The organism is Nocardioides panaciterrulae, from assembly GCF_013409645.1.
Taxonomy (GTDB): Bacteria; Actinomycetota; Actinomycetes; order Propionibacteriales; family Nocardioidaceae; genus Nocardioides; species Nocardioides panaciterrulae.
Window position 1 is genome coordinate 2,279,085 of the sequence record NZ_JACCBG010000001.1, and the last position, 13,188, is coordinate 2,292,272.

15 protein-coding genes are annotated in these 13,188 nt (G+C 72.7%); 1 reads left to right on the forward strand and 14 read right to left on the reverse strand.

Annotated features, from left to right (window positions below; genetic code table 11):
- From carA to BJZ21_RS10760, 6 genes are all read right to left on the reverse strand, one after another.
- Positions 1 to 1,194, reverse strand: a complete 1,194-nt coding sequence (carA, locus tag BJZ21_RS10735) for a glutamine-hydrolyzing carbamoyl-phosphate synthase small subunit (protein WP_179665648.1) — start codon at positions 1,192 to 1,194, stop codon at positions 1 to 3.
- A 135-nt stretch (positions 1,195 to 1,329) separates the two neighbouring features.
- Positions 1,330 to 1,725: a VOC family protein gene (locus BJZ21_RS10740; RefSeq protein WP_179663739.1), complete on the reverse strand. Its 396-nt coding sequence runs from the start codon at positions 1,723 to 1,725 to the stop codon at positions 1,330 to 1,332.
- Between the two features lie 95 nt (positions 1,726 to 1,820).
- A complete protein-coding gene (locus tag BJZ21_RS10745; protein WP_179665649.1) occupies positions 1,821 to 3,116 on the reverse strand; it encodes a dihydroorotase in 1,296 nt (431 codons plus the stop codon).
- Between the two features lie 5 nt (positions 3,117 to 3,121).
- Positions 3,122 to 4,087 carry an aspartate carbamoyltransferase catalytic subunit gene (locus BJZ21_RS10750; RefSeq protein ID WP_179663740.1) on the reverse strand — a complete coding sequence of 322 codons (966 nt, stop codon included), beginning with the start codon at positions 4,085 to 4,087 and terminating at the stop codon, positions 3,122 to 3,124.
- Positions 4,084 to 4,737 carry a bifunctional pyr operon transcriptional regulator/uracil phosphoribosyltransferase PyrR gene (gene pyrR, locus BJZ21_RS10755; RefSeq protein ID WP_179663741.1) on the reverse strand — a complete coding sequence of 218 codons (654 nt, stop codon included), beginning with the start codon at positions 4,735 to 4,737 and terminating at the stop codon, positions 4,084 to 4,086. Before pyrR ends, BJZ21_RS10750 begins: the two co-directional genes overlap by 4 nt.
- Before the next feature lie 126 nt (positions 4,738 to 4,863).
- Entirely contained in the window at positions 4,864 to 5,886 is a 1,023-nt protein-coding gene (locus BJZ21_RS10760; RefSeq protein ID WP_179663742.1) for an NADPH:quinone reductase, read from the reverse strand.
- A 59-nt stretch (positions 5,887 to 5,945) separates the two neighbouring features.
- Between BJZ21_RS10760 and BJZ21_RS10765 the strand changes: the two genes are divergently transcribed.
- Positions 5,946 to 6,353: a PPOX class F420-dependent oxidoreductase gene (locus BJZ21_RS10765; protein ID WP_179663743.1), complete on the forward strand. Its 408-nt coding sequence runs from the start codon at positions 5,946 to 5,948 to the stop codon at positions 6,351 to 6,353.
- A 27-nt stretch (positions 6,354 to 6,380) separates the two neighbouring features.
- Here the strand turns inward: BJZ21_RS10765 and BJZ21_RS10770 are convergent, their stop codons facing one another.
- From BJZ21_RS10770 to BJZ21_RS10805, 8 genes are all read right to left on the reverse strand, one after another.
- Positions 6,381 to 7,727 carry a MinD/ParA family ATP-binding protein gene (locus BJZ21_RS10770; protein WP_179663744.1) on the reverse strand — a complete coding sequence of 449 codons (1,347 nt, stop codon included), beginning with the start codon at positions 7,725 to 7,727 and terminating at the stop codon, positions 6,381 to 6,383.
- Between the two features lie 106 nt (positions 7,728 to 7,833).
- Positions 7,834 to 8,667: a DUF1206 domain-containing protein gene (locus tag BJZ21_RS10775; RefSeq protein WP_179663745.1), complete on the reverse strand. Its 834-nt coding sequence runs from the start codon at positions 8,665 to 8,667 to the stop codon at positions 7,834 to 7,836.
- A gap of 42 nt (positions 8,668 to 8,709) precedes the next feature.
- Positions 8,710 to 10,104, reverse strand: coding sequence for a dihydrolipoyl dehydrogenase family protein (locus BJZ21_RS10780; protein ID WP_179663746.1), 1,395 nt, complete (start codon positions 10,102 to 10,104; stop codon positions 8,710 to 8,712).
- A 50-nt stretch (positions 10,105 to 10,154) separates the two neighbouring features.
- Positions 10,155 to 10,562 (reverse strand): transcription antitermination factor NusB, encoded by a 408-nt coding sequence (gene nusB / locus BJZ21_RS10785; protein ID WP_179663747.1) that lies wholly within the window; start codon positions 10,560 to 10,562, stop codon positions 10,155 to 10,157.
- Positions 10,562 to 11,125: an elongation factor P gene (efp, locus tag BJZ21_RS10790; protein WP_179663748.1), complete on the reverse strand. Its 564-nt coding sequence runs from the start codon at positions 11,123 to 11,125 to the stop codon at positions 10,562 to 10,564. The genes nusB and efp overlap by 1 nt, the downstream gene beginning before the upstream one ends.
- A 140-nt stretch (positions 11,126 to 11,265) precedes the next feature.
- Positions 11,266 to 12,063: an SIMPL domain-containing protein gene (locus BJZ21_RS10795; RefSeq protein ID WP_179663749.1), complete on the reverse strand. Its 798-nt coding sequence runs from the start codon at positions 12,061 to 12,063 to the stop codon at positions 11,266 to 11,268.
- A gap of 134 nt (positions 12,064 to 12,197) precedes the next feature.
- On the reverse strand, positions 12,198 to 12,602 hold the full coding sequence (locus tag BJZ21_RS10800) for a GNAT family N-acetyltransferase (RefSeq protein WP_179665650.1): 405 nt from the start codon (positions 12,600 to 12,602) through the stop codon (positions 12,198 to 12,200).
- 12 nt (positions 12,603 to 12,614) lie between these two features.
- A complete protein-coding gene (locus BJZ21_RS10805) occupies positions 12,615 to 13,121 on the reverse strand; it encodes a hypothetical protein (RefSeq protein ID WP_179663750.1) in 507 nt (168 codons plus the stop codon).
- Positions 13,122 to 13,188 lie beyond the last annotated feature (67 nt).

The window sequence follows — 13,188 nt, forward strand, 5'->3', positions numbered from 1 at the left end:
TCAGGCCTCCTTCTGCTCGGACATGAGCTGACAGAACCGGTCGAACAGGTAGCCCGCGTCGTGCGGCCCGGCCGCGGCCTCGGGGTGGTACTGCACCGAGAATGCCTTCAGCCGGCCCCGGTCGTCGCGGAGCTCGAGCCCCTCGACCACGTCGTCGTTGAGGCAGACGTGGCTCACACTCGCCCGGCCGTACGGTGTCGGGACGGATTCGGCGAGCGGCACTCCCTCGGGCCACCGGACGGCGAAGCCGTGGTTGTGGGCGGTGACCTCGACCTTGGTCGTCGTGCGGTCCATCACCGGCTGGTTGATGCCCCGGTGGCCGTACGTGAGCTTGTAGGTGTCGAACCCGAGGGCCCGGCCGAAGAGCTGGTTGCCGAAGCAGATGCCGAAGTAGGGAAGCCCGGCGGCGAGCGCGCCCCGGAGCAGCTCGACCTGGTGGGTGGTCGCGGCCGGGTCCCCCGGGCCGTTGGAGAAGAACAACCCGTCCGGTGCGACCGCCTCGATCTCGTCGAGCGCCGCGGTGGCGGGCAGCACGTGCACCTCGATGCCGCGCTCGGCCATCCGGTGGGGGGTCATCGCCTTGATCCCGAGGTCGAGGGCGGCGACGGTGAAGCGCTTCTCGCTCCCCCACGGACCGGGGAGCGCGGGGACGACGTACGCCTCCCCCGTCGAGACCTCGCCGTCCAGCTCGGAGCCGGTCATCTCGGCGGACTCGCGGACCCGGGCCAGCACCGCCGTCGCGTCGGCGCCGGTCGAGGAGATGCCCACGCGCATGGCGCCGCGCTCGCGCAGGTGGCGGGTCAGCGCCCGGGTGTCGATGCCGGAGATGCCGACGACGCCCTGCGCGCGCAGCTCGTCGTCGAGGGTGCGGCGCGAGCGCCAGCTCGACGGGACGCGTGCGGGGTCGCGGACGACGTAGCCGGCGACCCAGATCCGGCCGGACTCGGCGTCCTCGTCGTTGATGCCGGTGTTGCCGACGTGCGGGGCGGTCATGACCACGACCTGGCGGTGGTAGGACGGGTCGGTCAGCGTCTCCTGGTAGCCGGTCATGCCGGTGTTGAAGACGGCCTCGCCGAAGGTCTCGCCCTCGGCGCCGTAGGCCTCGCCGTGGAAGGTGCGACCGTCCTCGAGGACCAGGATCGCGGGGCGGGGAGCCGACCGGTCGGGCCGGTCGGGGTGTGCTGGGGCATGCAGGGGCACGCCGTACCTCCTTCTCCGCCTCACGGGACGGATCGTTAAAGGATGTCGAGCGAGGCCGACCCTACCAGCGCGCGCGGCCGGGCCGGCACGCTGTCCCGCTCCTCAGGACCGCCGGTCCAACCCGGGCGGCTACCTCGCGTCGGGGTCGGGCTGGTGGATCCCGAAGGTGTTGCCCTCGAGGTCGAGGTAGTAGCCCTGCCAGGCCATCCCGGTGAGCGCCCTCTTGGGCAGCGCGACGCGTCCGCCGGCCTCCAGGATGCGCCGCTCGGTCTCGTCGTAGTCCCCCACGCCGATCGTGCAGACGAACGCGTTGGTGCCCTGCTCGGGGGCCGGGGCGGGGGCGGGGCGCTGGAGCAGCCCGCCGTTGATGCCCAGCTGGTCGTCGGGGCCGGTGAGGATCCCCCAGTACGCCGAGCCGGCGACCTCGCTCCAGTTCTGGAACGTCCAGCCGAACACCGCGCCGTAGAACGACTTCGCCCGCTCGACGTCCTCGGCCTGGATCTCGAAGTGCACCACCCGTGACATGGGTCCTCCCTCGCCTGCCCCTCCCCATTCTGCACCCGCGTGCCGTCGGGTGGGGCGTCCCGCGGGGACCGCTCGGGGGGCCGTGCGGCGGGCGCTCAGGCCAGCTTGCCGTCCAGCACCGTGGCGCGGCCCCGCAGGAACGTCGCCACGACCCGGCCCGGCAGCTCCATCCCGGCGTACGGCGTGTTCCGCGACAGCGAGGCCGACTCGGCGGGCTCGACGGTGCGGCGCACGGCCGGGTCGTAGAGCACGACGTGGGCGGGCGCACCCACCTCGAGCGGGCGACCGTGGTCGGTGACCCGGCCGATCCGCGCGGGCGCGTAGGACATCCGCTCGGCCACACCGGCCCAGTCGAGCAGGCCGGGGTCGACCATGGTCTCCTGCACGATCGACAGCGCGGTCTCCAGACCGAGCATGCCGAAGGCGGCCGCCGCCCACTCGCAGTCCTTGTCCTCCAGCGGGTGCGGGGCGTGGTCGGTCGCGACGATGTCGATCGTCCCGTCGGCCAGCCCGGCGCGCAGCGCCTCGACGTCGGCGGCCGAGCGCAGCGGCGGGTTGACCTTGTAGATCGGGTCGTAGGTCGCGGCGAGCTCGTCGGTGAGCAGCAGGTGGTGCGGGCACACCTCGGCGGTGACGTCGACCCCCTTGGCCTTGGCCCAGCGCACGATGTCCACGGACCCGGCCGTGGAAACGTGGCAGACGTGCAGTCGCGAGCCCACGTGCTCGGCGAGCAGCACGTCGCGGGCGATGATCGCCTCCTCGGCGACGGCCGGCCAGCCGGCGAGCCCGAGCCGGCCGGAGAGCTCGCCCTCGTTCATCTGCGCGCCCTCGGTGAGCCGCGGCTCCTGGGCGTGCTGGGCGACCACGCCGTCGAAGGCCTTGACGTACTCCAGGGCGCGGCGCATCAGCACCGCGTCACTGACGCACCTGCCGTCGTCGGAGAACACCCGGACGCCGGCGGCCGAGTCGGCCATCGCGCCGAGCTCCGCCAGCTGCTCACCGCGCAGCCCGACGGTGACGGCCCCGACCGGGTAGACGTCGCAGTAGCCGGCCTCCCGGCCCAGCCGCCAGACCTGCTCCACGACGCCGGCGGTGTCGGCGACCGGCTCGGTGTTGGCCATCGCGTGCACGGCGGTGAAGCCGCCCATGGCCGCGGCGCGGGTGCCGGACTCCACCGTCTCGGCGTCCTCGCGACCGGGCTCGCGCAGGTGGGTGTGCAGGTCGACGAGGCCGGGCAGCGCCACGAGTCCGGTCGCGTCGATGGTCTCGACCGGGCCCGACGACTCGAAGTGGATCGACCTGGCGACCTCGCGGACCACGCCGTCGGCGAGCAGCAGGTCGGTCGGCTCCCCGCCGAGCAGCGAGGCGTTCTTGATCAGGTAGCTGGTCACGCTGGTCACTCGGGGACCCCTTCGGTCGAGACGGCGGGGGCGGAGCCGCCCAGGAGCAGGTAGAGGACGGCCATCCGCACGGCCACGCCGTTGGTGACCTGCTCCACGATCACGGAGCGGTCGGAGTCGGCCACGGCGGCGGTGATCTCCATGCCGCGGACCATCGGCCCGGGGTGCATGACGATCGTGTGGTCCTGCAGGGTCGCCATCCGGCGGCCGTCGAGCCCGTAGCGGCGGGAGTACTCCCGCGCGGTCGGGAAGAAGCCGCCGTGCATGCGCTCGCGCTGGACCCGCAGCATCATCACCGCGTCGACCTTCGGCAGCACCGCGTCGAGGTCGTAGGAGGTCTCCACCGGCCAGCCCTCGATGCCCACCGGCAGCAGCGTCGGCGGCGCGATCAGGGTGACCTCCACGCCCAGCGTGTTGAGCAGCAGCGCGTTGGACCGGGCCACCCGGCTGTGCAGCACGTCGCCCACGATCGCGACCCGGCGTCCGTCGAGCCCGCCCGGCTTCGACTGCCCGAGATGGCGCCACATCGTGAACGCGTCCAGCAGCGCCTGGGTGGGGTGCTCGTGGGTGCCGTCGCCGGCGTTCACGACGCTGGAGCGCACCCAGCCGGAGTTGGCCAGCCGGTGCGGGGCGCCGCTGGCGGAGTGGCGTACGACGACCGCGTCGGCGCCCATCGCCTCGAGCGTCAGCGCGGTGTCCTTCAGGCTCTCGCCCTTGGACAGCGAGGAGCCCTTGGCGGCGAAGTTGATGACGTCGGCGGAGAGCCGCTTGGCGGCGGCCTCGAAGGAGATGCGGGTGCGGGTGGAGTCCTCGAAGAAGAGGTTGACCACGGTGCGGCCGCGCAGCGCGGGCAGCTTCTTGATCGGCCGGTCGGCCAGCGAGCGCAGCTCGGCGGCGGTGCTCAGGACCAGCTCCGCGTCGTCGCGGTCGAGGTCGGCGGCGCTCAGCAGGTGGCGCTTCACGACCGGACCTCCGCGGGGGAGCCGAGGATGGTCACGGCGTCCACGTCGTCGACGCCCGCCAGGGACACCCGGACCCGCTCGACCAGCGATGTGGGGAGGTTCTTCCCGACGAAGTCGGCCCGGATCGGCAGCTCGCGGTGCCCGCGGTCGACCAGGACCGCGAGGCGCACGGCCCGCGGTCGGCCGATGTCGCCCAGCGCGTCGAGCGCGGCGCGGATGGTGCGGCCGGAGAACAGCACGTCGTCGACCAGCACGACGGTGCGGCCGTCCACGCCGCCCGGCGGGATCGAGGTCGGCAGCAGCGCGCGGGCCGGCTTGAGCCGCAGGTCGTCGCGGTACATCGTCACGTCGAGCGAGCCGACGGGCACGTCGTACCCCTCGACCGCCGCGATCCGCTCCGCGATCCGCTCCGCGAGCGGGACCCCGCGGCTGGGGATGCCCAGCAGCACCAGGTCCGAGGCGCCCTTGTTGCGCTCCAGGATCTCGTGCGAGATGCGGGTCAGCGCCCGCGAGATGTCGCGGGCGTCGAGGACGGTGCGACCCGGGACGCCGGTTGCGTCGGAGGCGCCGGCTGCGTCGGGGGCGAGGCCGACGGGAGTGTCGACGGGGGCGTCGCCGGCCGGACTGCTTGCAGGGGTGGGCACGGACATCGGGTGCCGGACCTCCTTCTCCGCCTCACGGGACGGCTCGTTAAAGGATGTCGATCGCCTCGACCCTACCAGCGGACCCGCCGGCCGACGCACTGCGTGCGCGACGGCCGGCGGGTCCCCGGGGGCTCACCCGAGGTCGTCGGAGACGTCCACCAGCACCTTGCCGACGGCGCCACCTTGCACCGCGTCGTGGGCGGCGGCGAGCTCCTCCAACGGGTAGTGGTGGAGCGGCAGGCCGGCGTCCTCGCCGACCCGGAACGCACCCGCCGACACGGCCGCGTTGACGTCCGCGGTCGCGGCCTCGACCAGGTCGGCGCCGAGGGTGTAGAGCAGCACGCCTTGCAGCCGCAGGTTCTTGGCGAAGGTGCCGCGCACCGGCACCGACGCCTCCGCTCCCCCGTTGTCGGCGTAGTAGGCGATGGTCCCGCGGTTGCGCAGCACCTGGACGTCCAAGCCGATGTTCTGGGCGAAGGCGACCTCGACCACCAGGTCGACGCCCTCCGGGCAGAGCGCCTGGATCTCCGCGGCGGGGTCACCGACCTTGTAGTTGACGGTGTGGTGGGCGCCGGCGGCCACGGCCAGCGCGGCCTTCTCGTCGCTGCTGACCGTCGAGACCACCGTCGCACCGGCCCACCGGGCCAGCTGGATGCCGGCGTTGCCGACCGCGCCGGCTCCCCCGGCGACCAGCACGCGCATGCCGGACATCGAGCCGGGGGCGAGCCGGGTGACGTCCTCGCCGGCGGTCAGCGCCCGGTGCGCGGTCACCGCGGGGACGCCGAGTGCGGCGCCGAGGTCCCAGGACGCGCCGACCGGGAGCGGCACCACCCGCTCGGCCGGCTGCACGGTGAACTCGGCCGCCGTGCCTCCGGGACGCTGGTACTGGGCGAGCACGGTCCACACCCGCTCCCCCTGCTTCAGCCCCTCGACACCGGGGCCGACCGCGTCCACGACCCCCGCACCGTCCTGGCCGGGCACCACCTCCGACCAGTCCCCGTTCATCGCGTTGGCACGGAACTTCCAGTCGGTGGGGTTCACGCCCGCCCGGGCGAGCCGGACCCGCACCTCCCCGGGTCCGGGGTCGGGGAGCTCCCGCTCCACCACCTGCAGCACCGAGGACGGTCCGGTCTCGCGGTACACCACTGCGCGCATGCGTCGGCCTTTCTGGGTAGAAGTCCTGGAGTCGTAGTAACCCACTCCGAGGAGGATCCATGCCCGACCTGCCGTTCCCCGACCACGTGCGCGACCTGCTCCGCAAGCCGAACCCGTCGGTGGTGAGCACGCTGCGCTCCGACGGTCAGCCGGTGTCGGTGGCCACGTGGTACCTCCTGGGCGAGGACGACCGGGTGCTGCTGAACATGGACCACTCCCGCGTCCGCCTCCAGCACCTGCGGCGCGACCCGCGGCTCACCCTCACCGTGCTCGACGAGGCCAGCTGGTACACCCATGTCTCGCTGATCGGCCGGGCCGAGGAGCTGTACGACGACGAGCGGCTCGCGGACATCGACGCGCTGAGCACCCACTACAACGGCGAGCCCTACCCGACCCGGGACAGCCCGCGGGTCAGCGCCTGGATGCGGGTGGAGCGCTGGCACGGCTGGGGCGCCGCGAGCCACTGAGCGGCCCCCGGTTCCCCCGGCCGGGGGTCAGAGGGCGGCGGCCATCCCCGCGCACGCCTTGAGCCAGGACATCCGGGTGCCCTGCGAGAGCTGGGCGTAGGGCACCACCGAGCCGGCGACCAGGGCCGGGTCGTAGGGCACCCGGTAGACCCCGCGGGTCCGTTGCTCGTAGACGTCGGTCAGGTCGGCGACGAGCTTGCGGTCCACCTGCGCCGACGGGTCGGAGAGCACCGTCACGGTCTTGTGCTTGAGGTCGGCGTAGCCAGCGTCCTGGAGCGCGTCGAGCATCCACAGTCCGCTGTAGCCGGTGTCCTCCCGGACCGTGCTGGTCACCACCAGCAGGTCGGCGGCCTCCGCGGCGGCCAGCCAGTTCTCGGCGCGCATGTTGTTGCCGGTGTCGACCAGGATGATCCGGTAGAACCGCTCCAGCAGCCTGTGCACCGACTCGAAGTCCGAGGCCCGGATCGTGCCGGTCACGTCGGGCCGCTCGTCGGAGGCCAGTACGTCGAAGTGCGCGTCGCCCTGGGACCGGACGAAGGCCCCGAGGTCGCCGATCCGCGACTGGTAGACGTCACTGAACCGCTCGAGGTCCTCCAGCAGCTCGCGGGTGGTGTTGCGATGGGTGCTCCGGGTCCCGCGGATGCCGAGCGTGCCGCGGGTCTCGTTGTTGTCCCACGCGACCACGCCGCCGCCCCGCACGGTGCCGAAGGTGCAGCCGGCCGCCAGCACCCCGGTGGTCTTGGCGGCGCCGCCCTTGGGGTTGATGAACGCGATCGTGCGGGGACCGTCGAAGTCGCGCTGGATCGTGGCGCGGTCCTGCTCGAAGGCGAGCTCGGCGGCGCCCATGCGCGGGTTGACCAGGCCGCCGCTCCAGCGGCGTACGGCGCCGCGCCAGCCCCAGGTCGCCGGCCCGTGGTCCTGGCCCTCCGCGCGGCGGTCCAGGAAGTCCGTCGCGGTCATGAAACGGCGAGGTTCGGTGCCCGGCTCGGCAGCCGCCGCGCCGTCGACGGGCGCCGGGCCGATCTCCGGGCCGGTCCGGGCGCCAGCCCTGGCCGGATCCGGGCTCTGCGCCTGCGCCTGCACCGGCGCGCGAGGCGGCACCGGTGACTGGGTCGAGGCTCGGCTCGCGGCCTGCCCGGGCGCCGGACCGGTCAGCGGGTCACCCAGGGGATCACCCAGCGGGTCGCCCAAGGGATCGCTCAGGGGGTCGCCGTACACCGTGCGCTGCGGCGGCGCGGCCGGCCCCGTGGCCCGCTGCCGCTCCCACCCCGACGCGTAGGCGCCGAGCTCCTCGGGCGTGTAGAGGCGGTCGCTGGTGTCGGACAGGTCGTGGTCGACCGGCCGCCGCTCCGGGCCCTGCGGTGACTGCGTCATCGGTTCCTCCGTTACGGGTGGACGGTCCTGTGGGAGGACACGTTGCCGGTCGTCCTCCTACCCAGCTCGGACCGGCTTCACGCGCAGGGGCGCCGCGCGGTGCCGGTCAGCGCGAGAGGTGCCGCGCCCGGGCGAAGCAGAACAGGCCGTAGCAGCCGATGCCCAGGGCGATCAGGGCCAGCAGCCACTGACCGAACGGCTGCTGCAGCACCTTGTGCAGGGCGACGTCGAGCCCGCCGGACTTCTTCGCGTTGTGGGTGAGCGCGGCGTAGCAGAACAGGCCGCCGACGATCACGAACGCCACGCCCTTCGCGGTGTAGCCGGCCTTGCCGAACTTGATGTAGGCCCGTCCCGCCTCGCCGCTCTGGCCCTCGGCGTCGAGGTGCTCACGGAACTTCTCGGTCCACGCCCGGCGGGCGAGGTTCAGCCCGTAGGCGATGACCGCCAGGCCGAGGAGCCCGACGATGAACGGGCCGCCCGGCCAGTGCATGATCGTGGCGGTGGTGTCGTCGGTGCCACCGCCCTTCTTGGACTGGTGGGCCGGGCTGGTCGCGATGCGGAACGCGCTGAGTGCGATGGCGCCGTAGATCACCGCCTTGCCGAGGGCGACCAGGCGCTTGCGGGCCCGCTTGCCCCCGTCGCTCTCCTCCTTGTGGCCGAACGCCGCGTCGAGCAGCCGCCAGACCACCAGCGCGAGCATGCCGAGCGCCACCAGCCACACGAGCACGCCACCGAACGTCGTGTGCGCCATCTTGTTCAGGGCGCCGGTGCTGCTCGCCGAGCCCGAGTGGTCGCCGAACGCCAGCTCCAGCGCCAGCCACGCCACCACGAGGTGCACGACCCCGTAGACGACGAACCCGAACCTGATCGCCCGGTCGAGCCACTCCTCGCCGTTGGCCCGTCTCCCCATCGCCTGCGCCGACTGCGCCATGTCACCCATGCGCGGTCTATACCCACGCCCGGGCGTGTCGAACCTCGCCGCTCAGGACAGGTCGGCCAGCGCGGTCTCGATCGTGCGGTGGAAGGTCGGATAGGCGTAGATCATCGAGCGCAGCGTGGCGGTCGGCACCTCGGCGTGCACGGCGACCGCCAGGAAGCCGAGGATCTCGCCCCCCGCAGGACCCATCGCGGTGGCTCCGACGAGCACCCCGCGCGCGGCGTCCTCGACCACCTTGACCAAGCCACGCGCACCGGGCCCGTGGACGAACCCGCGCGAGGACTGCTCGAGCGGCGCGGTGCCGACCCGGATGTCGAGCCCGGAGTCACGCGCCTGCCGCTCGGTCATCCCGACGCCGCCGACCTCCGGATCGGTGAACGTCGTGTGCGGCACCGCGTGGTAGCGGGCCGGGGGGCCGTCCTCGCCGAGGATGTCGCGCAGGGCGATGGCGGACTGGTACATCGAGACGTGGGTGAAGGCGCCCTTGCCGGTGACGTCGCCGATGGTCCACAACCGGTCGCCGGCGCGCATCCGCTCGTCGACCTCGACGGACCGGGCGGTCGGGTCGAGGCCGACGCTCTCCAGGCCGAGGTCGTCGAGGTTGGGCGTCCGGCCGGCGGCGACCAGCAGCTTGTCGGCGACCAGCCGCTCGCCGTCGCCGAGGGCGACGGTGAACGCGCCGTCGTCGTACGACACCGCCGCGATCTCGACTCCGGTCATCACCCGCATCCCCTCGGAGACGAAGACGTCCTCGAGGATCGCCGCCGCTTCGGGCTCGTCCGGCCCGAGGAGCCGCGGACCGGCCTCGAGCACGCTCACGCGGACGCCGAACCGGGCGAACACCTGGGCCATCTCGCAGCCGATCGGGCCGCCGCCGATGACGACCAGCGAGCCGGGCAGCTCGGTCACCCGGACGGCGTCCCGGTTGGTCCAGTACGGCGTGCCCTCCAGCCCCGCGATCGGCAGCGCGGCCGGCCTGGTGCCGGGGTTGAGCACCACGCCGCGGCGTGCCTCGTAGGTGACCGACGAGCCGTCGGTGAGCTCCACCCGCACCCGGGCGGCTCCGTCGAGCCGGCCCACGCCGTGGTGCACCGTGGCCCCGGCGTCCTGCAGCCGCTCGACCGCGATCGTGTCGTCCCAGCCGCTGGTGGCCTCCTGGTCGAGCCGGGTGGCCACCGGCGTCCACGACGGCGTGACCAGCGCGTCGCCGGCCAGCACCCCGACCCGCCGTGCCTCGGCCAGCGAGTCCGCAGCGCGGAGCATCATCTTCGACGGGATGCACCCGTAGTACGGGCACTCGCCGCCCACCAGGTGCCGGTCCACGACGACGACGTCGAGCCCCGCCCGGGCCGCCCCGGTGGCCAGGGCCTCGCCGCCCGGTCCCGCGCCGATCACGACAAGGTCGACGGTGCGGTCCTGGGGCTCGCTCTGCTCGCTCATGGCCCCAGCATGGCGGGACCGGCCAAGCCGGGACAGTCCCGCTCCGGCGCTCAGGCCAGCGACTCCTTGTTGCGCACGATCGTGCCCAGGACGCCGTTGACGAAGGCCGGCGACTCGTCGGTGGACAGGTCGCGGACCAGCGCCATGGCCTCGGTCACGGCGACCGCGTCAGGGACGTCCTCGGCGTAGAGCAGCTCGAAGACGCCTAGGCGCAGCACGTTGCGGTCCACTGCCGGCATCCGCTCCAGGGTCCAGCCCTCGGAGTAGTCGCGCAGCAGCTGGTCGATCCGCTCCTGGTGCTCGACCACGCCGCGGACCAGGGTGACGGTGTAGGCGTTGGTGGGCGCCTCGCCCTCGGTGGTCACCCGCTCGAGCGCCTCGGTCGCCGACTCACCCCGCAGCTCGGAGGCGTACAGGAGGTCGAGGGCCCGCTTGCGAGCCTTGGAACGCGCGGCCATCAGCTGGTGACGCGCCCCAGGTAGGAGGAGTCGCGGGTGTCGACCTTGATCTTCTCGCCGGTGGTGATGAACAGCGGCACCTGCACGGTCGCCCCGGTCTCCACGGTGGCGGGCTTGGTGCCGCCGGTGGAGCGGTCGCCCTGCAGGCCGGGCTCGGTGTAGGTCACCTCGAGCTCGACCGAGGCCGGCAGCTCGATGTAGAGGACCCGGCCGTCGTTCGTGGCGACGATGGCCTCCTGGTTCTCGAGCATGAAGTCCTTGGCGGCACCGACGATCTCCGGGGTGACCTCGAGCTGCTCGTAGGTCCCGGTGTCCATGAAGACGTAGTTGGTGCCGTCGTTGTAGAGGTACTGCATGGTGCGCTTGTCGACGTTGGCCACGTCGACCTTGATGTCGGCGTTGAAGGTCTTGTCGACCACCTTGCCGGACTCGACGTTCTTCAGCTTGGTGCGCACGACCGCGCCGCCCTTGCCGGGCTTGTGGTGCTGGAACCAGATGACCGACCAGAGCTGGCCGTCCAGGTTGAGCACCATGCCGTTCTTCAGGTCGTTCGTGGTTGCCATGCGCGCGTGTCAGCCTTCTGGTCGATCGGTCCGAAGTGGGTGGGCCACCGTGCCGGACGCCCGAGGGCGCCGCTAGCGGCAGCAGCGCCCGAGTCTACAGACCGGTGACCTCGACCACCCAACCCGCAGTCCCGCGCTCCTCAGCGCAGCTCCCAGACCACCTGGACCCGCACCCGGGTGGTGTCCTTGCCCGCGCGGATCGGCAGCGCGGCGAGGCCGGCCGCGGGGGCCCGGGCCGCGTCCGCGACGGCGTAGCCGTGCGCAAGGGCCAAGCGCTGCCTGGGGCCGACCTCGTGCAACGTGCGCACGTCGCCGAGCTCGAGCCCGGCCGCCCCGGCGTACTGCTGCGCCTTGTCGCGGGCGTCCGCGACCGCCGCGGCCCGCGCCTTGGCGAGCACGGCGTCGACGTCGCCGACCTTCAGCCGGATGTCGCTGACCCGTACGTCGTTGCCGCCGGTGGCCACCGCCGCGCTCACGACCTTGCCCCCGGCCCGGAGCTCACGGACCAGCACCGCGGCGCGCTGGCTCACGCGGTAGCCGCGCAGCGTCGGCGGCCCGGAGGAGTGGTAGTCGTAGACCGGGTACATCGACAGGCCGGTGGTCTGCACGTCGCTGCGGCGCACGCCCAGCCCGCCGATGGTCGAGAGCACCCGGTCCATCTTGGCGTTGGCCTCGTCCAGCGCGGTCGCCAGGTCAGGGCGCAGCAGGGTGACCTCGAGGTCGAAGGAGAGCTGGTCGGGGACGGCCGTGGCCTCCCCCGAGCCGCCCATCGTCAGCGTCCGCGGCTTCTCGCCGGCGCTGACGAGCGCCGGGGTCTCGGCTCGCGCGGGTGCCCCGTGCCCGCCCGCCGCTCCCCACAGATAGGCGCTCAGCAGTCCCAGCAGCACCACCGCCGTCGTGAGCAGCCCCCGCACGCTCACCGTCACCGTCCGGCCCATGTCCATGTCCTCCCGCTCGTGGTCGTCAGCGGTTGGACGGCGGCCGTGGAGAGGTGGTTCCCGGGCAGTTCGGCGGTTGCCGGGAGACACCGTCTGTGCCGTCGCCGGCGAGTGCGTGCGAGGCCGAGCGGGCGTCAGTCCTGGCAGTTGGTCATGGGCACGAACTGGGCGACCTCGCGCATGCCCAGCCCCTCGTACACCCGCCGTGGGAGCGGGTACCCGGCGTCGCCGCGAGGGCCCACGACGGCGGTGTGGGCACCGAGGTCACGTGCGACATGGAGCATCTGTGCGCAGAGGGCTCGCGCGAGTCCACGGCCGGAGTGCGCGGGGTCGGTGCCCACGGGCTCGAACAACAACGACTGGCTACGTTCGTCCAGCCACCCCAACGCGTAAGCAGCGAGGTCGCCGTCGGCGCCTACGGCGACCAGATCGAGCTCGGGGCGATACCCGGGGGTCTCGCTGACGGCGCGGTGCTTGTCGATCGAGTAGCTCGATCCGGGCTCGTCGCCCGTGACTCGCAGGCCAAGAAGCCCCTTGATACGCGCCGGCGCCTAGGCCCGTCGGTGGACCTCGACACGAGCCAGCACGTCCTCGGGGTCGGCGGTGTCCACACTTCGGATCCGGTAGCCCGCGGGAGAGCCGTGTTGCTCGAGGTCAGAGGTGTCACCGAGCTCTCTCCACAATTGCGCGAACCAGGGCCCCTGTTCTGCTCGGAACCCAGCATTTGTCAAGACCTCCACCAGTGACGCGTCCTGCCGAGACACCTCCACCGTCATCGCGGGAAAGGCATCGATCAGTTCCCGCACGATCCGTGACCGTTGCTCGGAAGCCGCTCGGGGAGAGACGTGCAGCGACACCTCCACCGAGCCGTTGGGCGATGCGTCCTTCCAGACGTCTGCGAACCCAGTGAGCGGCTCGCCCCAGGCGAACGTCGCATCCGGGGCCGGGCTGCCGTCGCCACGGCTGTGCGACCAGGCGACGTTGCCCGGGTGAAGGCGCTGATGGGGCGTCCAGGTGGCGCTGACGCAGTCCCACCTAGCGACCAGATCGTCCGTCACGCCGACATCCACTCATGGAGCGCAAGAGCCCGTCAAAGACCTTTCCAGGGCCGGACCCACGAGCAGA

Excerpts from the sequence above, each read along its gene's own strand:
- BJZ21_RS10740 (WP_179663739.1), bottom strand. The coding sequence starts at position 1,725 with ATGTCACGGGTGGTGCACTTCGAGATCCAGGCCGAGGACGTCGAGCGG.
- pyrR (WP_179663741.1), bottom strand. The coding sequence starts at position 4,737 with ATGTCCGTGCCCACCCCTGCAAGCAGTCCGGCCGGCGACGCCCCCGTC.
- BJZ21_RS10760 (WP_179663742.1), bottom strand. The coding sequence starts at position 5,886 with ATGCGCGCAGTGGTGTACCGCGAGACCGGACCGTCCTCGGTGCTGCAG.
- BJZ21_RS10765 (WP_179663743.1), top strand. The coding sequence starts at position 5,946 with ATGCCCGACCTGCCGTTCCCCGACCACGTGCGCGACCTGCTCCGCAAG.
- BJZ21_RS10770 (WP_179663744.1), bottom strand. The coding sequence starts at position 7,727 with ATGACGCAGTCACCGCAGGGCCCGGAGCGGCGGCCGGTCGACCACGAC.
- BJZ21_RS10775 (WP_179663745.1), bottom strand. The coding sequence starts at position 8,667 with ATGGGTGACATGGCGCAGTCGGCGCAGGCGATGGGGAGACGGGCCAAC.
- BJZ21_RS10780 (WP_179663746.1), bottom strand. The coding sequence starts at position 10,104 with ATGAGCGAGCAGAGCGAGCCCCAGGACCGCACCGTCGACCTTGTCGTG.
- nusB (WP_179663747.1), bottom strand. The coding sequence starts at position 10,562 with ATGGCCGCGCGTTCCAAGGCTCGCAAGCGGGCCCTCGACCTCCTGTAC.
- efp (WP_179663748.1), bottom strand. The coding sequence starts at position 11,125 with ATGGCAACCACGAACGACCTGAAGAACGGCATGGTGCTCAACCTGGAC.
- BJZ21_RS10795 (WP_179663749.1), bottom strand. The coding sequence starts at position 12,063 with ATGGGCCGGACGGTGACGGTGAGCGTGCGGGGGCTGCTCACGACGGCG.